This is a genomic window from Bradyrhizobium sp. USDA 3650 (genome assembly GCF_054057395.1).
This window is the reverse complement of record NZ_JBSRZG010000001.1, coordinates 805642-823453: the sequence shown is the minus strand read 5'-3', so window position 1 is coordinate 823453 and position 17812 is coordinate 805642. Positions and strand designations below refer to the sequence as shown.

At 64.6% G+C, this 17812-nt stretch carries 18 protein-coding genes; 8 read left to right on the top strand and 10 right to left on the bottom strand.

Annotated elements, in window-relative coordinates; translation table 11 throughout:
* Window positions 1–27: 27 nt before the first annotated feature.
* Together ACVIN2_RS04070 and ACVIN2_RS04065 are read right to left on the bottom strand one after the other, a co-directional pair.
* On the bottom strand, window positions 28–348 hold the full coding sequence (locus ACVIN2_RS04070) for a PilZ domain-containing protein (RefSeq protein ID WP_456764588.1): 321 nt from the start codon (window positions 346–348) through the stop codon (window positions 28–30).
* Complete coding sequence (locus ACVIN2_RS04065; RefSeq protein WP_456764587.1) at window positions 345–1451, bottom strand: DUF2336 domain-containing protein; 1107 nt, start codon at window positions 1449–1451, stop codon at window positions 345–347. The genes ACVIN2_RS04070 and ACVIN2_RS04065 overlap by 4 nt, the downstream gene beginning before the upstream one ends.
* A 298-nt stretch (window positions 1452–1749) precedes the next feature.
* On the opposite strand from ACVIN2_RS04065, the gene ACVIN2_RS04060 reads away from it, so the two are divergent.
* Complete coding sequence (locus ACVIN2_RS04060; RefSeq protein ID WP_456764586.1) at window positions 1750–2697, top strand: helix-turn-helix domain-containing protein; 948 nt, start codon at window positions 1750–1752, stop codon at window positions 2695–2697.
* A gap of 50 nt (window positions 2698–2747) precedes the next feature.
* The gene (locus ACVIN2_RS04055) at window positions 2748–3338 is read left to right on the top strand and encodes an NADPH-dependent FMN reductase (protein WP_446480260.1); all 591 of its coding nucleotides are present in this window, start codon (window positions 2748–2750) and stop codon (window positions 3336–3338) included.
* 106 nt (window positions 3339–3444) lie between these two features.
* Here the strand turns inward: ACVIN2_RS04055 and ACVIN2_RS04050 are convergent, their stop codons facing one another.
* Window positions 3445–5526 carry a methyl-accepting chemotaxis protein gene (locus ACVIN2_RS04050; RefSeq protein WP_456764585.1) on the bottom strand — a complete coding sequence of 694 codons (2082 nt, stop codon included), beginning with the start codon at window positions 5524–5526 and terminating at the stop codon, window positions 3445–3447.
* Window positions 5527–5622: 96 nt separating this feature from the next.
* Window positions 5623–6063: a DUF1810 domain-containing protein gene (locus tag ACVIN2_RS04045; RefSeq protein WP_456764584.1), complete on the bottom strand. Its 441-nt coding sequence runs from the start codon at window positions 6061–6063 to the stop codon at window positions 5623–5625.
* A 222-nt stretch (window positions 6064–6285) separates the two neighbouring features.
* Between ACVIN2_RS04045 and ACVIN2_RS04040 the strand changes: the two genes are divergently transcribed.
* The 4 genes from ACVIN2_RS04040 to ACVIN2_RS04025 all read left to right on the top strand — a co-directional run bounded on the left by ACVIN2_RS04040 (window position 6286) and on the right by ACVIN2_RS04025 (window position 10483).
* On the top strand, window positions 6286–7236 hold the full coding sequence (locus ACVIN2_RS04040; RefSeq protein ID WP_456764583.1) for a DUF2778 domain-containing protein: 951 nt from the start codon (window positions 6286–6288) through the stop codon (window positions 7234–7236).
* A 95-nt stretch (window positions 7237–7331) separates the two neighbouring features.
* Window positions 7332–7589 (top strand): hypothetical protein, encoded by a 258-nt coding sequence (locus tag ACVIN2_RS04035; RefSeq protein ID WP_007609546.1) that lies wholly within the window; start codon window positions 7332–7334, stop codon window positions 7587–7589.
* 157 nt (window positions 7590–7746) lie between these two features.
* On the top strand, window positions 7747–8835 hold the full coding sequence (locus ACVIN2_RS04030; protein WP_456764582.1) for a TRAP transporter substrate-binding protein: 1089 nt from the start codon (window positions 7747–7749) through the stop codon (window positions 8833–8835).
* Window positions 8836–9043: 208 nt separating this feature from the next.
* A complete protein-coding gene (locus tag ACVIN2_RS04025) occupies window positions 9044–10483 on the top strand; it encodes a YadA family autotransporter adhesin (RefSeq protein WP_456764581.1) in 1440 nt (479 codons plus the stop codon).
* Window positions 10484–10492: 9 nt separating this feature from the next.
* Here the strand turns inward: ACVIN2_RS04025 and ACVIN2_RS04020 are convergent, their stop codons facing one another.
* From ACVIN2_RS04020 to ACVIN2_RS03995, 6 genes are all read right to left on the bottom strand, one after another.
* Complete coding sequence (locus tag ACVIN2_RS04020) at window positions 10493–11275, bottom strand: ABC transporter ATP-binding protein (protein WP_456764580.1); 783 nt, start codon at window positions 11273–11275, stop codon at window positions 10493–10495.
* Window positions 11263–12318, bottom strand: coding sequence for a dihydrodipicolinate synthase family protein (locus tag ACVIN2_RS04015; RefSeq protein ID WP_456764579.1), 1056 nt, complete (start codon window positions 12316–12318; stop codon window positions 11263–11265). Before ACVIN2_RS04015 ends, ACVIN2_RS04020 begins: the two co-directional genes overlap by 13 nt.
* Window positions 12319–12324: 6 nt before the next feature.
* Complete coding sequence (locus tag ACVIN2_RS04010; protein WP_456764578.1) at window positions 12325–13146, bottom strand: GNAT family N-acetyltransferase; 822 nt, start codon at window positions 13144–13146, stop codon at window positions 12325–12327.
* The gene (locus ACVIN2_RS04005) at window positions 13133–14170 is read right to left on the bottom strand and encodes an NAD-dependent epimerase/dehydratase family protein (protein WP_456764577.1); all 1038 of its coding nucleotides are present in this window, start codon (window positions 14168–14170) and stop codon (window positions 13133–13135) included. The genes ACVIN2_RS04010 and ACVIN2_RS04005 overlap by 14 nt, the downstream gene beginning before the upstream one ends.
* Before the next feature lie 30 nt (window positions 14171–14200).
* Window positions 14201–14971, bottom strand: a complete 771-nt coding sequence (locus tag ACVIN2_RS04000; protein ID WP_456764576.1) for an ABC transporter permease — start codon at window positions 14969–14971, stop codon at window positions 14201–14203.
* Between the two features lie 84 nt (window positions 14972–15055).
* A complete protein-coding gene (locus tag ACVIN2_RS03995) occupies window positions 15056–15703 on the bottom strand; it encodes a TetR/AcrR family transcriptional regulator (protein WP_007609554.1) in 648 nt (215 codons plus the stop codon).
* 100 nt (window positions 15704–15803) lie between these two features.
* Here ACVIN2_RS03995 and ACVIN2_RS03990 point away from each other — a divergent pair, with 100 nt between their 5' ends.
* On the top strand, window positions 15804–16820 hold the full coding sequence (locus ACVIN2_RS03990; RefSeq protein WP_456764575.1) for an ABC transporter substrate-binding protein: 1017 nt from the start codon (window positions 15804–15806) through the stop codon (window positions 16818–16820).
* Window positions 16821–17105: 285 nt separating this feature from the next.
* Window positions 17106–17804, top strand: coding sequence for a septum site-determining protein MinC (gene minC, locus ACVIN2_RS03985; RefSeq protein WP_456764574.1), 699 nt, complete (start codon window positions 17106–17108; stop codon window positions 17802–17804).
* The last annotated feature ends 8 nt before the right edge of the window (window positions 17805–17812 follow it).

Genomic DNA, 17812 nt, shown 5'->3' with positions numbered 1-17812 from the left:
TTGGATGGGGCTGATGAATCCTTGGGCCTATTTGCTCTGAGCGGCAGCCTGCACGGCGACTGCCGCTTTCTTCTTGCCGTCTGCGGTGACGAAGTGCACGCCGGCCGTGGTGCCGTCGATCCAGACCAGTTCGCAGCGCCGGTAGGCGAGCCCCGTCGAGGACAGCAGCAGGAAGAATTCCTTGGCCTGGAGCACGTCGAGTGTACCCTCGACCGCGATCTTTGCACCGCTTTGCGATATGTCGAGCAAAACGCAACTGCGCCGCCACGTGCCGTCCGAGCCCATCAAATTGACGGGCTGCTTGTGGTCCATTTTCACGCGAAAGGCTTTACGGCCGTCGAACTTCATCGGCTAACCCCCATCTTCGGGCTCCGATTTCCCGGGTCGCCCGTGCTGTCGTTTGCTGCTATTTGCCCCCATCGCACTGTCCATTGGCTGGTGGACAGAAGCAGCGTCTCGAAGATCCGTTGCGCGCGCTCGCGCTCGGAATAGGAGAGCCTTTTTCCGCTGCGGTTGCTCAGGATGGTAAGGGTGGTCTGCCAGTTCAGCCGCGACGCCCGGCAGGCCATGACCAGCCCCTCGCAATCGTCATCGCTCACGACATGCTCGATGATTTCAAGCGGCGCCCCTGAAAGCACCGACAGTGCCGTGAACAGATTGGCCGTCTCGCCGCGGATCGCAAAACGGTTCACTGTGGAATCGTTGAGCTTGCCGATGCGGTTGAGGGCGACGATCTCCGGCCTCGCGCTTGCATAGTCGGCCCGGCAAGGCCGCTTTGGCGGAGTCGGCTCCGCTTCCGGCACCAGCGCCGCAGCGGGCGGGTTGGGCGTCGCCGGTGCCTTCGGTATTGGTGGGGCGGAGAGCAGCTTGCGCACGACCAAATCGGGTGTGCCGGGCCGGAGCACCAGCGCCTTCGCGATCTCGCCGTCCTGGTCGGCCTTGGCAATCAGCGCTGTATAGGCTGCGTCGGAGAATTTCGTTCCCGGATTCCTGATCAGGTCAAGGCAGGTCGGGCCGCCGTGCTTGATCAGCGCCTCGGTCACGGTCGGCGCGATGTCGCTGCGCGCGGCGATCGCGCGTCGATGCCACTCGCCACGGGAGTCAATGACAGCCTCGAGATCGGCCGCGGAAAGTGCACGCGACTTGAGCAACACAGGACCCGCCACGTCCGGATTATCGTGCGAGGCGAGACGCCACAATGTTTCGGGAGGCGCGATGTCAAGCTCGGCGAGCGCCATGCTGAGCTGAACCAGTGCGCTGGTCTCGACCCGTTCCGTCAAGCGTAGCAGAACACCGTCGGCCACGTTGGTGAGCATTGCCTGGCACTGGCCGCGGCTGCCAGTGAGCAACTGCACCATGCCTGAGAGAATGCGTGCGCAACGCTCCGCGGGGCACGTTGCGACCGTCTCCTCCAATTCAGCGAGAATATCAGCAGGCGAATTTGCCATCATGGCAGGGGCCTGACTCAAAATTGATTTTGAATATCGAACAGCGCTTATTCGGCCCGACAGACGTTAATTTGAAATGTTGCATTCGATTGTTCGGGTATTGCTGCACCGCTGGCAGCCAGGAAAACGCTATCGAAAATTGGCGACATTTGATGCGCCGGCTTGTCCTTGGACTTCGATGCTCGCCAACTGGCCAGCATAGTTGAAGTGATTCTTTCAGACCTAACGGACACGGAGCGGGGAAGTCGGGCTGGCATCGTCGCCGGACGCGCGTGTGTTGAGACGCGAAATTCACATTGCCATGAATAGAACTGATGATCCGCCGACGCTGGCGCCAAAAGTATTTCGCTTCACCGACGTCGATGAATTTCGAAATGCCATACGAGGGCTCGACTTCGAGTTCACGCCCTTCGTACGCAGGATTTCGGCCGAGCAGATTATTCTGTCGCTGCCCGGCTGCGACGTGAATTTGACGCGGGCATTTCCGCGGGTCGTCGACGCACAGCTCGTCGAGAATTGTACCGCGATCGGATTCACGATGGACGATTTGGACGTGCCCGTTCGATTCAACGGCACGCGGCGTGCACGACCCGTCATCGTTATAGGCAACGGCGGCGCGGCTTACACCATCATCGAGGAGGTGCAGCGGCAAATCGCCTCGGTGGTGTTCAGGCCGGAGGTGACGGATCGCGGCTGGCCACAAGCAACCCTCTGCTTCAACATCTTCGAAACGACCGCTGCGGGCTTGAGCCGGCTCCGCGGTGTGGTTCGGGAAGTCTTGGAAGCCGCGTCGGAGCCAGTCGACGCGCCCGACGTGCCGCTGAAGGCGGCCGCCATGAAGGAGAGCCTGCTGGGGGCTGTGGACGCAATCTTCCAAAGTATCGTTCCCGCGCGATGGACCCTGCGCCCCAATGACGAGCGCAACTTCAAGGTCTTTCAGGACATCCGCGCGCTGCTTTCCGACGACCTCTCGCAGCCCATCTACAGCGACGAGATCGCGCGCAAACTCGGCTTGTCCGTTCGCACCATGCACGACGTCGTCCGCCGCTATCGCGGAATGAGCCTGCACCGCTACTTGCGCCTGCGGCGGCTGTGGCTGGTGCGTCAGCGGCTGCTCGCCGGGGCGGACAGCGTCAAGGCCGTCGCGCTGGCGTTCGGCTTCTGGCATCTCGGCGACTTCTCCAGAAGCTATCGCGACCAGTTCGGCGAGACACCGTCGCGAACGCTGGAATGCGGACGGCGAACATAGCGCGTCAAAACGTTGAGGCCGGCCTGCTAATCCGTGCTATACTACCGGTCATGAGCAATCGCATCCTCGTCCTCTACGGTTCCTACCGTTCCGACCGCATGGGCATTCGCCTGGCGAATTTCGTCATCGATCGCCTGCGCGCTCGCGGCGACGACGTCGTGTTCATTGACGCCAAGGCGATAGGCCTGCCGATGCTCGATCGCATGTACAAGGAATACCCCAAGGGCTCCGCACCCGAGGCGCTGGAGAAGCTGGCGGGAGAGATCCGCGGCGCCGATGGTTTTGTGTTCGTCACCGGCGAATACAATTGGGGCATTCAGCCCGGCCTGAAAAATCTCACCGACCACTTCCTCGAGGAGTGGTTCTGGCGTCCGGCCGCGATCGTGAGCTACTCGGCCGGCCGCCTGTCCGGGGCGCGTGCCTCGACCGCCTGGCATGGCACGCTGTCGGAGATGGGCATGGTGGTGGTGTCGAGCACCATCGGCGTCGGCCCGATCGCACAGACACTGTCGGAGGCGGGCGAACCGATCGGCGAGGGCGGCAAGGCGCTGGAACGCTCGTTCCCGCGTTTCGCCGACGATCTCGTCTGGTGGATCGAGGCGGCCAAGGCGCAGCGGGCGCGCAAGGCGCCGCCTTATTGACGGTCCCGTAGCCCGGATGGAGCGCAGCGCAATCCGGGGCCGTCGGTGTTTGCGGCACGATTCCCGGATTACGCTTTCGCTCCATCCGGGCTACGAATGTGGAGTGCTAGGCCGACCTGACCTCGCCGAGGAAGCGGTCGAACTGTCCGGCGAGATCGCGTGACTGGGTCGAGAGCTGCTCGGCCGCGCCCAGCACCTCTCTTGCGGCCGTGCCGGTATCGTCGGCGGCGCGCTGCACGCCTGAGATGTTGGTGTTGACCTCCTGGGTGCCGCGCGCGGCCTCCTGGACGCTGCGGGCGATCTCCTTGGTCGCCGAGCCCTGCTCCTCGATCGCGGCCGCAATCGCGGTGCCGATCTGGTCGATCTCGCCGATCACGTCGGCGACGTTGCGGATCGCGGTGACGGTCTCGTCGCTCGCGGCCTGGATCGCCGAAATCTGCTCGGAGATTTCGGTGGTGGCCTTGGCGGTCTGGCCCGCCAGCGATTTCACCTCGGCAGCAACCACCGCAAAGCCGCGGCCGGCGTCGCCGGCGCGGGCGGCCTCGATGGTCGCGTTCAAAGCCAGCAAATTGGTCTGCTCGGCGATGCTCTGGATCAGCGTGACGACGTCGCCAATCTTCTGCGCGCCCTCGGCCAACGCTCGGGCGGTGTCGCCGGTGCGGCGGGCGTTGTCGACGGCGCGGGCCGCGATCTCGGTGGATTGGGCCACCTGACGGCCGATCTCTGAGATCGAGGAGGTCAGCTCTTCGGTGGCGCTCGCCACGGTCTGGACGTTGCTCGATGTTTGCTGTGAGGCGGCGGCGACGACCGCGGCCTGGCTGTTGGTCTGGGCCGCCGTCGAGGTCATCGACTGCGCCGTGCTTTCCATGGTGGATGACGCGCGGGACAGTCCGCCGACGAGCTCGGTGACCTTGGCTTCGAACGCGCGGGTGATCCCGTCAAGCGCCTGTGCGCGGCGCATCTTGCCGTCGTTCTCGGCCTGCTTCTCCGCCGCAAGGCTGTCGGCCCGGATCATGTTGTCCTTGAAGACCCGGACGGCCGCGGCCATCGCGCCGATTTCGTCGGAACGCTCGGCGCCGGGAATCTCTTCCGCGACCTCGCCGTCGGCGAGCCGTGACATCCGCGTCGTCAGGTTGACGATCGGGGCGCAGACGCGGCGGCGGACCGTGACGATGAGGCCGGCGCTGGCGATCAGCACGGCGAGGAGGCCCGCGAGTGCGATGGTGAAGCTGGTGTGGGCCGCAGTGGAGGCTCCGGCGAGAATGTGCTCGGCGTTGTCGTAGAAGGCGTCGCGGACCTCGATGATGGTGCTGAGGCCGCGCTGCGTGGCGGTGTAATAGGTGTCCATGTCGTGTTCGTACTTGCCGCTGACCGCCCCCTCCTTCACCAGCTTGAGCTCGCGGCCGAACTCTTCGATGTAGATCGCGTTGAATTTCTCCAGTGCGGCGGCGATGTTCGCCGGCGTTGCGGGATTGCCGCGCAGCTCCAGCAGCGACATCACGATCTGGTCGTTGCGGCCTTGCGAGCGGCTGATCTCGGCCTTCTCGGTATCGGTCGCCGGCTTTTTGCCCCCGACGAGATTCTTGTGCAGGCTGGAGTTGAAGCCGCCGACGTCGCGCAATGTCATCGCGATGTTGGCGTAGCTGGCCTGCCGGTAGGCATCGCCGTTGAGGATCGCCATGCGGCGGACCTGCTCGTTGAGCAGCGCGGTCACGCTGGCGTTGAGCACGGCGTTGTCGGCGACGATCTTCTTGGCGGCGTCCTTGCGCGCCTCAGGCGGGCCCGACATCGCCTTGTCGATGGCTTCGCGCAGCGCGGTGAACTTCGAATTGATGGCGTCGATGTTGCCGCCGGTGGTGTTGCCGTCGTCGAACGGGCCGGGCAGGTCCTTGCGCAGCCCGTTCATCGTGTCGCGGGCGGCGTCGGTCTGCTTGCGCAGCTTGCCCTGTTCGGCAAGCAGCGCCGGGTCGACAGCGGGAGGGCCATAGAGAATGTTGGTGGAAAAGCCGCGCTCGGGATTGAGGTAGCGCGGGATGTCGCTGACGGCGCGGACGATCGCGAGCCGCCCCTGGGCTTCGGTGATCCGCTCCATCGTCTGGTATTTCGTTACGGCGACGTAGACGGCGAGGCCGCCGCCCACGGTCGAGAGCGAGACGATGGCGGTGGTCAGGAGCGTACCGATTTTCATGAGTCTATCCGGCAACTGGCGCGGGAAATTATTGCACGGACAATAGGCAGGCGATCTTAATCCCGGGTTTACGCTGGTGGCCGCCAGCAGTCGCGGTCACTTCGCCTTGCGGTCGAGGGCGGCGAGGATATCGAGCGTTGCCTGATCGCGCCCGCCCGAAAAATACCGGGCGAGCGCCTCGTCGAAGACGGGCTCATCGGACACCGCGTCGAACAGCGTCATCGACGAGCGGAATTTGGCGTCATCGGGCGCGCCGAGGATGGCGTTGATGGTCCGGCCCTCGATGGCAAGCACGAGGCGGGTGCATTCGATCAGGCGCGGACCGAGGATGGGGTGGGCGAGATAGGCCTTGGCCTCGGCGCGGGAGGCGATGGCATAGCGCTGCGACATGGCGCTGGAGCCGAGGCCGGCGACCTGGGGAAAGACGAACCACATCCAGTGGCTCTGCTTTCGGCCCCGGGTCAGCTCCCCCCGAACGTCGCCATAAACCGGGTCCTGGGCCTGGACAAAGCGTTTGAGATCGAACGGATCGGTCATAAGATACCTTAGGATACCCTGGAATGGCTTGCCGGAGTCTTGCCAGGCCCCTGCCGGCCGCGATTATGCCTAACTTTTGGCTCCCAATGTGGTAGCTGGTATAGAATCTCCGGGTGGGGGTGGGTCCCCCCGGGGATCGATTTTGGGGAGCTGATGGTTTCCGACCGGGCACAAGCCGAGAGGCTATTGTCGCGCCGCCGTATTGGGCGAGCCGAGACGATATTGCTGTCTCTGGCCGCTGTCGCGCTGGCACTGGGCGCCGCCGCCTGGGTCGCGGATATCGGCGGTTCGGCCTCGCTGGTCACCGCCGCGCTGCCGCCGGCCAATGCGCCTTCATTCGATGATCGTTTCGCTTCTGCTTCCAGCAGTCCGCCCGCCCGCGAGCTCGGCTTGCGGACGCTGGAGCGCTCCGCGGTGAGTGCAGTCCAGCTCAAATTGCGCGACGCCAAGGCGATGCTCGCCCAGAAGCTCCAGGGCGACGACTGGCGCTCGACCCTGACCGACGACGACCGGCACATGTCCGAGGAGACGAGACAATCGCAGCGTGCTGACGCCATCCCGATGCCGCGCTCGCGCCCGCCCCAGGCCGACATCTCGGCCCAGATCGCCTCGAGCCAGGCTTACGCCGAGACCAATCCCAGGATCGACAACCGCAACTTCTTCGAAAAATTCACCGACAAGATCAAGCTGGCCTCGCTGACGCCCGACAGCGGCCTGTTCGGCAAGGCGCCGGATCTCGCCGCGCTCGGGTACGATTCGCGCACGGCCGTCTACGACATCTCGGCCAAGGCGCTTTACCTGCCGAGCGGCCTCGCGCTGGAAGCGCATTCCGGCATGGGCGCGCTGATGGACGACCCGGAGCACGTCGACCAGCGCATGGTTGGCGCGACCCCGCCCGCGACCTACGACCTGAAGCCGCGCGAAAAACTGTTTCACGGCGTCCGCGCACTGCGCTTGACGCCTACCGAGGGCACCAGCGCGCTCGGCCGCGTCGGCCTGCTCACCCACAATTACATGCTCGGGCCCCGTGGCGACTCCAACGGTTGCGTTTCGATCAAGGACTATGATCGGTTCATGAAGGCCTACGACAACGGTGAGTTCAACCGTCTGGTCGTGGTGCCCAGGCTGACCCCATCGGCGACCGCCTCGCAGCGCGCGAGCACTGAGTCCTGATATCTGCGCCTGATATTTGCCTGCCGCGGCGGGGCTGCCGTTTTCCCTTCGTTAAGCCGTCATCGTCCAGAAGCAGCCCATGAGTGATCCGCAAAGTGAGTGATCCGCAAAGTTCCGAGACCCCGCTGCGCACGACGTTCAAGATCAAGCTGAACGGCGACACGCTGGCGATCGCGACCGTCGGCCAGGCCTATCAATTCCTCACCAACTTCAAATCGGTCGAGTGGATGGAATTCCGCTCGCTGCATGAAGACGCGGTCGCCGCGCTCGAAGGCGCCGCCGAGAACGCCATGCTCGTCGTGCAGGCGACCAACGCCGTGCGCGCGCTGTTCGTGAGCGCAAAGCTGCTCTGAGAGCGACACGGCAGATATTTGGGGAGAGTCCCGGATTGCGCTGCGCTCCATCCGGGCTACCGCTCACAAGTTGAATTCCGCTATAGGAACGGCAATAGCTTCGCGAAGATCGCGCTCAAGCCGATATGTTGAAACATAGTTCAGGGAGAGACCCATCATGAAACGCCGTACATTCCTCAAGGGCGGCGCGGTCGCCGGCGCGACGACGCTGGTTGCTGCACCTGCGATCGCGCAAGGCGCGCCCGAGATCAGATGGCGCCTGACCTCGAGCTTCCCGAAGTCGCTCGACACCATCTACGGCACCGCGCAGACGTTTGCGAAATATGTTGCCGAGGCCACCGACAACAAATTCCAGATCCAGACCTTTGCTGCCGGCGAGCTCGTCCCCGGCCTGCAGGCGCTCGATGCGGTCAGCACAGCCTCTGTCGACATGGCGCAGACGCCGCTCTACTTCTATATCGGCAAGGAGCCGGCGCTGGCCTATGCGACCGGCGCGCCGTTCGGCATGAACCATCGCCATCAGGAATCCTGGTGGCATTTCGGCGGCGGCGCCGACCTCACCAACGAGGCGCTGAAGCCGTTCAAGGCGCACGCCATCCTCTGCGGCAATTCCGGCACCCAGATGGGCGGCTGGTTCCGCAAGGAGATCAAGACCGTCGACGATCTCAAGGGTCTCAAATTCCGCATCGCCGGCATGGGCGGGCATGTGCTGGCGCGGCTCGGCGTGGTCCCGCAGCAGATCGCGGGCGGCGACATCTATCCGGCGCTGGAGAAGGGTACGATCGACGCGGTCGAATTCGTCGGTCCCTATGACGACGAAAAGCTCGGCTTCCAGAAGGTCGCAAAATACTACTACTTCCCGGGTTGGTGGGAGGGCGGCGCGATGCTGCACATGATCGTCAACGACGAGAAGTGGGCGTCGCTGCCCAAGCAGTACCAGGCGATCGTCAACCAGGCCGCGTCGGCGGCGGGCGCCTGGATGCTTGAGAAATACGACAGCGTGAATCCGGCGGCACTGAAGCGGCTGATCGCTAATGGCGCGGAGCTGAAGGCGTTTCCGCAGCCGGTTCTGGAGGCCTGCTATGCCGCGACCCAGGAGCATCTGAACGAGCTCGCCACCAAGAGCGACCTGTTCAAGCGCACCAAGGAAAGCCACGACGCCTATATGAAAGAGCTGCTGTTCTACACGCAGATCGCGGAGAACTTTTACGACAATTATCTGCTCGGCAAGATGCGCAAGGGCTGATCTCAGGCCACCGCGACGGGCGGCCGGATTGCTTTGCGCCCACCTCCGGCCGCCCGTCGTTGCGTCAGACTTATGACGATGCATTCCTGCAACATGCCGCCGAAAACCGATGGTGGGATGATGCCGTCCATGCTTCTTCAACCTAACGGTTGATGTGGGATTTTGGCCGTTCCTCCAGACCTTGTTGAAGCAGGGAATGGAGTCGAAAATGACCTTACTGAACAGCATTGGCGGAACCGCTGGCAGGAGCTACCTTCGCCCGATCGCGTCCTGCCTGGCTATCCTCCTTGCAACCACATTCCTCCACGCCGGTTCCGCGCTGGCCGCCGACTACGCGGCCGGCGGCGGCGTCATCAACGGGCCATCCGGCGAGGCGACGGCGGTAGGCCAGACGGCGACGACGGAGGGCACGTTCGCCACCGCCTATGGCGCCTTGTCCACTGCAACCGGCGAAACCGCGCTTGCCGTGGGCACCGTGTCCAAGGCGATCGGCGATAATGCAACCGCGATCGGCATCGGCACCGCTGCAACCGGAATATCGGCGAGCTCCTTCGGTGACAACGCCACCGCAACTGGCACCGGCGCCACGGCGACTGGTACGCACTCCAGCGCCATTGGTGCGAACGCCGCGGCGTTCGGCGGCAACGCCTTCGCAAGCGGGGCAACCGCCACGGCGACGGGCGCCCACAGTAGCGCGTTTGGCACCGCAGCGACCGCAACGGGTGAGGGCAGCAACGCCCTCGGCAACAACACAACCGCGACGGGCGCCGGCAGCCTGGCCAACGGCGACTTTGCGACGGCGACAGGCCAGAACAGCAACGCCAGCGGCCAGTTCGCGACCGCGACCGGCACCAACAGCAAGGCGAATGGCGCCGCTGCCACGGCCTACGGTCAAGGCAGCACCGCGACCGGCAGCAACGCCGTGGCCATCGGTGAAACCAGCACCGCCACAGGCAATTTCGCGACCGCGCTCGGCAACAACAGCAATGCCATTGGCAACGTTACGGTGGCGGTAGGTGCTTTCAGCTCCGCCAACGGCGAGGGGACCGTCGCGGTCGGAAATTCGAGCAATGCAGGTGCGACCAACGCCACCGCGCTCGGCGCTTCGGCCGTGGCCGTCACCGGCGGCACCGCACTCGGCAACAGTTCACGGGCGGACGGCACCAATTCGCTGGCGCTCGGTATGAATGCGACCGCATCGGGAGCCAATTCCGTCGCGATCGGCGCAGGCTCGACCGCAACGCTGGCCAATACCGTGTCGTTCGGTACGTCTGGCAATGAGCGGCGCCTGACCAATGTCGCCGCCGGCGTCGCGCCGACCGACGCGGTCAACATGAGCCAGCTCACCGGCATCACTGCCGGATTTCAGTCGCAGATTGGTTCGCTCCAGGCGCAGATCGGCAACAATCTGACCGAGGCGCGACGCGGCATCGCCGCCGCGGTTGCAGCCGCCAGCGCGCCGATGCCGTCCGCGCCGGGCAAGACCACCTGGCAGGTGCGCGGCTCGGCGTTTCACGGCGAAGGCGGTTTCGGTGCTGGTTTCGCACATCGCCTCAACACCACCATGCCCCTCACCGTCGTGGGCGGCTATGGCAATGGCGGCGGCACCGAGCACACCGCCTATGTCGGCGTCGGCGGGGAGTTTTGAGCGTTCACCTCACGCCGAGCCGAGACCCAGCTTGGCATAGATGCGCCGCGCATAGGCGCCGAACGCGTCCGTCGTCTTCAGCGGCAGATCCCGCGGGAAGGGCAGGTCGATCGGGAAATAATCGGCCATCTTTGCCGGACCGGCGGTCAGCACGGCGCAGTGCGAGGACAGGAATACGGCCTCCTGGATCGAATGCGTGATGAAGATGATGGTCTTGCCGCTCTCGCGCCAGATCCGCAGCATCTCCAGATTCATCTGCTCGCGCGTCAAGGCGTCGAGCGCGCCGAACGGCTCGTCCATCAGGATCAGTTTCGGGTCGTGAATGAAGGCGCGCGCAATGGCGGTGCGCTGCTGCATGCCGCCGGACAGCTCTCGCGGATATTTCTGCTCGTAACCGGCAAGCCCCACCAGATTGAGCAGATCGCGCGCCCGCTCGCGCGCGGCCTTCATGGGAAGGCCGACGATCTCGGCCGGCAGCAGCACGTTGTCCAGGATGGTCCGCCATTTCAGCAGCAGCGCCTGCTGGAACACCATGCCGATGTCGCGGGTCGGATCGAACGGGCTTTTGGCATTGCCGATCTTCACCGTGCCGCCGTCGGCGTCGTGCAGGCCGGCCAAGATCTTCATCACCGTGGTCTTGCCGCAGCCGGATGGGCCGACCAGCGAGACCAGCTCGCCCTCCTGCACGTCCATGGTGACGTCGGACACCGCCAGGAATTCGGCGCCGCCGCTGCGATAGACCTTGCGGACGCCTTGCAGGCTGATGAAGGGGCTTGAGCTCATGCCAGCCATTTATCCAAGTTTGCGGCCACGAAGGCGTCGTCGCTGAGATCTGAATGCTCGCGAGTGACGCGGTCGATCTCGTCCTTCTGGCCGGGGCTCAGGCCCTCGTTCGGATCGAGGCACCACAGACCCTGCATCAGGCCCTGCCGTCGCAGCACCTCATGGCAGCCCGCAATGCAGCCGTGAAAATCGTGGGCGACGTCGAAGAAGGCGCTGTTGCAATCGGTGACGCGGGCATCGAGCGCGAGCAAATCGGCGGGGATGCTGTCCTTGTGCCGTGCCGCCTTGCAGCGCTCGAATTGCTTGATCGCGCTCGCCGTCCACACCGACCAGTGGCCGAGCAGACCGCCCTTGAAGTAGGTCCGCGTGGTGATGCCGTTGTCGCGCAGATCGAACGGCAGCGTCAAATCGAGCAGGATGTGATCGTCATTGCCGGTGTAGATCGCGACGCGGTCGAGCGCGCCGGCTGCCGCGACGCCGCGCAGAACATCAAGGGTCCTGTAGCGGTTGAAGGGCGCGATCTTGATCGCGATGACATTGTCGATCGCGGCAAAGCGCTGCCAGAACCGGCTCGACAGGACCACGCCGCCGACGGCCGGCTGGAGATAGAAGCCGACCAGCGGAATTTCGGCTGCGACCGCTGTGCAATGCGCGATGATCTCGTCTTCGGACGCGCTCTTCATCGCAGCGAGACTGAGGAGCCCTGCGTGATAGCCGATGTCGCGCGCGGTGCGGGCTTCGGTGGTCGCCTGCCTGGTCGGACCGGCGAGGCCCGCGACCAGCGCCAACGGACGCTTGGTCCAGTTCGCCGCAGTCTCGGCGGCGAGCTCGAGCACGGGACGATAGAGGCCGACATCGCGGATCGCAAACTGCGTGGTGTGGACGCCGACCGCAAGGCCGCCCGAGCCGGCGTCGATGTAATAGCGCGTCAGCGCACGCTGATGCTTCTTGTCGAGCTGGCGTTCGGCGGTGAGCGCGAGGGGATGCGCCGGCAGCACGGTGCCGTCGGCGATCAGGTTGCGGATCTCGCTGTTGATCTGGCTGTGGTGCATGATGTCCTATCCGAATTCAGGGCCGGCGACGGCGAATGGCATGTCCTCACCCGTGGCTATGGCGGGGCCGAACCGCATGCGCTGGAACGGCCGTTCGATGCTCCAGCCCGATGCAGTCAATCCTTCAGGGAACGCGGCTTGCGACGCGACGGCGTCGAGGAGCAGCGGCCCGGTCTCCGATCGCGCGATGGCCTCGACCAGGGTCAGCGCGGCTGCCGTGTCGTCGGCAAACAGCGGACCGATATGGCGCGCGGTGCGTCCGTCCCGCACCAGCGCGATGGCGCCGTTCGCGGCGACAATGCGTGAGCCGGGACGCTGAGCGAAGTTGGAGAGCAGGGCGGTTCGATCGAAACCGGTGGCCCGCCGGTCACGCATGCGGAGCGCGTCGAGCGTCGCGGATGGAGGTGGCTGCGCGGACGCGAACGCGGATTTCACCAGCTTGAGACGGCGCAATTGCAGCGTCGGCGTGAACCCGAGCGGTCCATAGACGGCAGCACCGTCGGGTGTTGCGTCGAGCCAGCTCGTCAGGCCGTTCCTGCGGGCGGTTTGCAGGCAGGCATCGACGAGGCGCGTTGCAAGGCCGCGGCGGCGATGGGTGCCTGATACCAGCACCATGCTGATCCAGGCGTTTTTGCTGGAGTAGGGCAGCAGGGCCGCGGTTGCCACCAGCCGTCGGCCGTCGCGCATGCCGAACACGATTCCATCGTGCAGGAAGATGCGCCAGTCCTCCTCGGTCTGGTTCCAGTGTGCTTCCGTCGACAGCACGAGCCCGGCGATCGCATCGTCGACGCCGAGCTTGATGATGGCCGGATCGTCAGTAGCGTCCATCGCGCACCTCGTATTTGGTGGGCTTGCCGAGGCTCGGCATGGCGCGGGACACCCAATCCGCGGTCCAGGCGATCAGCTGCTCGGTGTCGACGACCGGCAGGCCGAACAGCTCGACGGCCTTGGACGTGTCGGTCAGCCACGCCGTCGGCTGTTCGTTTCCTGTCAGCACCGGCGCACGGCCGAACCTCGCGCCAAATCTTGCTGCGAGGTCGCGCACCGCCAAGATCTCGTGGCCGCTGACATTGATCGGCGAGGTCGGCGCCGTGCAATGCGCGAGGCAGCGCAGCGCCTGGGACGAGGCATCGCCCTGCCAGATGAAATTGACATGGCCGATGCTGACATCGATCGGCGCGCCCGTAAGCACTTTCAAGGCGATGTCGTGCAGCACGCCATAGCGCATGTCGATCGCGTAATTGAGGCGGAACAGCCGCCCGGGCGTTCCGAACTTGCGCGAAAAATACTCGAACATGCGCTCGCGGCCGACGCAGGACTGGGCGTACTCGCCGGGCGGGTTCGGCGCCATGTCCTCACCCGAGCCTTTGCCGTCGACGAGGACGAAGGGATAGATGCAGCCGGTGGAAAACGCCACGATCCGCGATGACGGGAAGGCCTGCGCGACCAGTGCCGGCACGTGCGCATTCATCGCCCAGGTCAGCGAGAGGTCGCCCTCCGCGCCGAATTTGCGGCCAGCCATGAAGACGATGTTGGGCGCCTTCGGCAGTGCCTGAATCGCGGTCTCGTCCATCAAATCGCAGTTGATGGTCTCGACGCCACGCGCGTGCAGCCAGTCCTTGACGCCGGCGTCGCTGAAGCGGGCGACGCCGATGACGCGGCGGTCGGGCGCTGCGGCTTTGGCGAGCCCCGCCAGCGTCGGCCCCATCTTGCCGGCCACGCCGAGGATCATGATGTCGCCGTCAACCCTGGCGAGGTCGTCGATCAATGCCTGCGTCGGCCTGCACAGGAGATCGTCGAGCGCGGCGATATCGGGAATGGTCTTCGGCAGTGTCTGGCGGGTCAGGAGCATGGTTGTGGTCCTTGGTGTTGGCTTTGCCGTTCAAGTCGGTGTTGCGTCACCGACCACGAACATGCGTTCGAGGACGAGCACGAAGCCGTAAAGCGCGACGCCGAGCAGCGTCAGCAGCACGACGGCCATCACCATCGCGGGCGTGTCGAGCGACGACTGCACCTGGATCATGAGGTAGCCGAGCCCGCGCTCGGAGGCGATGAACTCGCCGACGATGGCGCCGGCGACCGCGAGGATGGCACCGACCTTCATGCCGGAGAAGATGTAAGGCTGCGATCCCGGCAGCTGGATCTTGCGGAACAACGTCCAGCGCGAGCCGCGCAGCGACTTGACCAGATCGAGCAGATCCGGCTCGACCTCGCGCAAGCCCCGCGCGGTGGTGAGCAGGATCGGAAAGAAACAGATGCTGAAGGCGATCAGGATGTTCGGCACGATGCCGTAGGAGAACCAGACGATCAGGAGCGGGCCGAGCGCGACCTTCGGAATCATATTCAGCGTCACGAACAGCGGCAGCAGCACGAGGCTGATCAGCGGCGCCCAGCTGAAGATGACGGCCAGCGCCACGCCGACGAATGCGCCGAGCGCAAAGCCGCCAAGGATCTCGATCGCCGTCACCAGCGTATTGGCGCCCCAGGCGTAGCTCGCGGTTCCCAGCGTCTGGATTGTCGCGAGCGGCGAGGGCAGGATGAACTTCGGCACGTGGAAGGCATCGACCAGGACCTGCCAGAGCACGAGCACGGCGAGGTGCACGATCAGGACGATCGCAAAGCTGCGCGTGTTGCGGGCGCCGTCTCCTGTCACCGGTTGCTCCCTGTTGCCGCCGGCCACCTTGCCGCCGGTCGCTAGCCTAACCGTCCTTGAGGGAAGTTTCAACCAGTTGGTTGATTACGGGCGGAGCGAATGCAGCACGAGATCGGCGACGTGCCGGCGGCGGGCGCGCCGCGCCGCCCGGCTCGACAGGTCCTTGCCGAAGATCGCCGACAGCGTCGGCGTGTTCGAGAGATAGAAATAGCTGAGGCCCGCGATCGAGATATAGAGCTGGATCGGGTCGATCCCCTTGCGGAACATGCCGGCGCGGACGCCTTCGTGAAGGATGTGGGACACGCTCTTCACCAGCGGCGAATGCATCGCTTCCAGCCGCGTCGAGCCGCGGACGTGGCGGGCACCGCCGCGGTTCTCGTCGTTCAGAAGCACGATGAAATCGGGGTTTGCCGCGAGGTAATCGAACGAGGCCTCGATCAGTTTCCGGATCGCCTTTTCCGGCGGCAGGCCTTCGAGATTGAGCTGGCGCTCCTGTTCGCGGATATCGGCGTAAACCCATTCGAGCACGGCAAGATAGAGCGCGTCCTTGTCGCCGAAATAATGGTAGACGAGCTGCTTGTTGACGCCGGCGCGCTCCGCGATCTCATCGACGCGGGCACCGGCAAAGCCGTGCCGGGCGAACTCCTCGCGCGCCGCGGTGAGCAGCTTCTTGCGGGTGGCGACCGGGTCGCGCCGCTGCGGCACGGTGTCGCCTGAACGTTTTGCGGGCATTTCCAACCAAACAGTTGACAAGTTGAGGGCGGCCTTGTTGCATTGGTATCCTCACAGGGGGAGAGCGACAAGCCGGTCGCGGGCAACGAGGAGAGATGCGATGAAGCGTTTGCAGGCGGCGGGCTCGGCTCTGGCTGTGGCCCTGATGCTCGGATCACCAGTCGTGCCCGCGACCGCGGGCGAGGCGGTCAACCTGATCCTGAACTGGGCGCCGACGGCCGATCACTCGCCCTATTATTACGCCAAGGCACAAGGCTGGTACGAGAAGGCGGGCATCGATCTGACCATCGAGGTGGGCAAGGGCTCCGGCGTCTCCGCCGCCAAGGTCGGCTCCGGCGGCTCGCCCTTCGGCGTCGCCGATCTCGCCACCATGCTGGTGGCGAAGAGCAAGGGCGCCGACGCTGTTGCCGTGATGAGCGTCTACGCCAACACCGGACAGACCTTTTACTGGCTGAAGAGCTACGGCGTGAACGGGGTGAAGGATTTTGCCGGCCACAAGATCGGCAATCCGCCCGGGGACGCCTCGCGTGTGATGTGGCCGGCCTTCGCCAAGGCTGCAGGGCTTGCGCCCGACTCCGTCGGCTTCGTCAATGTCGGGCCGACGGCGAAGATCGCCGCGCTGAAGAGCCATACCGTCGACATCATCAGCGACTTCTACAACGAGCATGATTTGAAGGTGATCGAGTTCGGGCCCGATCTCGGCTACGTCAACTGGAAGGACATCGGGCTCAATCCTTACGGCAATTCGCTGATCGTCAATGGCGGCTATCTGCAGAAGAACCCGAAGCTGGTCGAGGAGTTCGTCCGCGTCACGCAAAAGGCGTTCGCGACTTGCGTCGCCGACGCCGCGCCCTGCCTGAAGGCGCTGCTCGACCAGGTCTCCGGTCTCGACAAGGAGAACCAGGAGCGCCAGTGGGAGCGCATCAAATTCCTGATGACGGACGAATTCACGACGACGAAGGCGCTCGGCTGGATCGACGGCGAGCGGATGAAGAAGGACTACGATCTGGTCCAGACCTATCTCGGCATGGAGAAGCCGTTCGACGTCACGACGGCGTTCACGACCAAGATGCTCGATCCCGCCATCAAGATGGATGCGAGCAAGGTGAAGAAGTAGGGGGGCTTCCTTATAGTCGTCCTGGCGAAAGCCAGGACCCATTACCCCAGGGCGCGGTTTGGCGAAGACTCGTGGTTCGGTACTCCCACCGTCCGCATCGATGGATTCCGCGGTATGGTCCTGGCTTTCGCCCAGGACGACACTGGAGATCGGGGCGGCTGCCCGTCGCCGAGAGCCACGGCCCGACGCCCACCACTCCACGTAGCCCCACGGAGAAATTAACCGGCCATTAACCATATCGGCGGCATCGTTAACCATTCAATAACAGGGAACGAGTCGGCCGCTATGGAGGCTGCAGTAAAACCTCAACGCCAAATGGTTCGCCTGCGCGGGCGCTCCTATGTGGCCTTCGTGTTCGTGCCGACGGTTCCCATCCAGGACTGGCTGCAGGAGATCGACACCACCATCGCGCGCTCGCCGGGCTTCTTCGCCGGCCGCCCCGTGGTGATCGACCTGTCCTCGGTCGATCTCAGCCAATCCGGCATCGGCCATCTGCTCACCAGCCTTCAGGACCGCAACATCCGCGTGCTCGGGATCGAGGGCGTGGAGGAGGCGCGGCTGACCCCCATGATGCCGCCGCTGCTGTCGGGCGGGCGGAGCTGCGTGGTCGAGCCGAGTGCGCCCAAGAAGGTTGAGGCAAAGGTCGAGACCAAGCCGACCTCGCTGCTGCTCGAAAACCCCGTGCGCTCCGGCCAGACCGTGATCTTCCCCGAAGGCGACGTCACCATTTTGGGTTCTGTCGGCTCCGGCGCCGAGGTCGTTGCCGGCGGCTCCATTCACATCTACGGCGCGTTGCGCGGCCGCGCCATGGCGGGCGTGAACGGTCACACGAGCGCACGCATCTATTGTCAGAAGATCGAGGCCGAACTGCTTGCAATCGATGGTTTTTACCAGACCGCCGACGATATCGACGCGGCCCTGCGCGGCAAGCCGGCCCAGGCCTGGCTGCAGGGCAATACCATGCGAATTACCGCGCTGAACTGACCAGAAGG

What these genes read in the sequence shown, in the direction of transcription:
- ACVIN2_RS04070 (WP_456764588.1), bottom strand. Translation starts at nt 348, where the DNA reads ATGAAGTTCGACGGCCGTAAAGCCTTTCGCGTGAAAATGGACCACAAG.
- ACVIN2_RS04065 (WP_456764587.1), bottom strand. Translation starts at nt 1,451, where the DNA reads ATGATGGCAAATTCGCCTGCTGATATTCTCGCTGAATTGGAGGAGACG.
- ACVIN2_RS04060 (WP_456764586.1), top strand. Translation starts at nt 1,750, where the DNA reads ATGAATAGAACTGATGATCCGCCGACGCTGGCGCCAAAAGTATTTCGC.
- ACVIN2_RS04055 (WP_446480260.1), top strand. Translation starts at nt 2,748, where the DNA reads ATGAGCAATCGCATCCTCGTCCTCTACGGTTCCTACCGTTCCGACCGC.
- ACVIN2_RS04050 (WP_456764585.1), bottom strand. Translation starts at nt 5,526, where the DNA reads ATGAAAATCGGTACGCTCCTGACCACCGCCATCGTCTCGCTCTCGACC.
- ACVIN2_RS04045 (WP_456764584.1), bottom strand. Translation starts at nt 6,063, where the DNA reads ATGACCGATCCGTTCGATCTCAAACGCTTTGTCCAGGCCCAGGACCCG.
- ACVIN2_RS04030 (WP_456764582.1), top strand. Translation starts at nt 7,747, where the DNA reads ATGAAACGCCGTACATTCCTCAAGGGCGGCGCGGTCGCCGGCGCGACG.
- ACVIN2_RS04025 (WP_456764581.1), top strand. Translation starts at nt 9,044, where the DNA reads ATGACCTTACTGAACAGCATTGGCGGAACCGCTGGCAGGAGCTACCTT.
- ACVIN2_RS04020 (WP_456764580.1), bottom strand. Translation starts at nt 11,275, where the DNA reads ATGGCTGGCATGAGCTCAAGCCCCTTCATCAGCCTGCAAGGCGTCCGC.
- ACVIN2_RS04015 (WP_456764579.1), bottom strand. Translation starts at nt 12,318, where the DNA reads ATGCACCACAGCCAGATCAACAGCGAGATCCGCAACCTGATCGCCGAC.
- ACVIN2_RS04010 (WP_456764578.1), bottom strand. Translation starts at nt 13,146, where the DNA reads ATGGACGCTACTGACGATCCGGCCATCATCAAGCTCGGCGTCGACGAT.
- ACVIN2_RS04005 (WP_456764577.1), bottom strand. Translation starts at nt 14,170, where the DNA reads ATGCTCCTGACCCGCCAGACACTGCCGAAGACCATTCCCGATATCGCC.
- ACVIN2_RS03995 (WP_007609554.1), bottom strand. Translation starts at nt 15,703, where the DNA reads ATGCCCGCAAAACGTTCAGGCGACACCGTGCCGCAGCGGCGCGACCCG.
- ACVIN2_RS03990 (WP_456764575.1), top strand. Translation starts at nt 15,804, where the DNA reads ATGAAGCGTTTGCAGGCGGCGGGCTCGGCTCTGGCTGTGGCCCTGATG.
- minC (WP_456764574.1), top strand. Translation starts at nt 17,106, where the DNA reads ATGGAGGCTGCAGTAAAACCTCAACGCCAAATGGTTCGCCTGCGCGGG.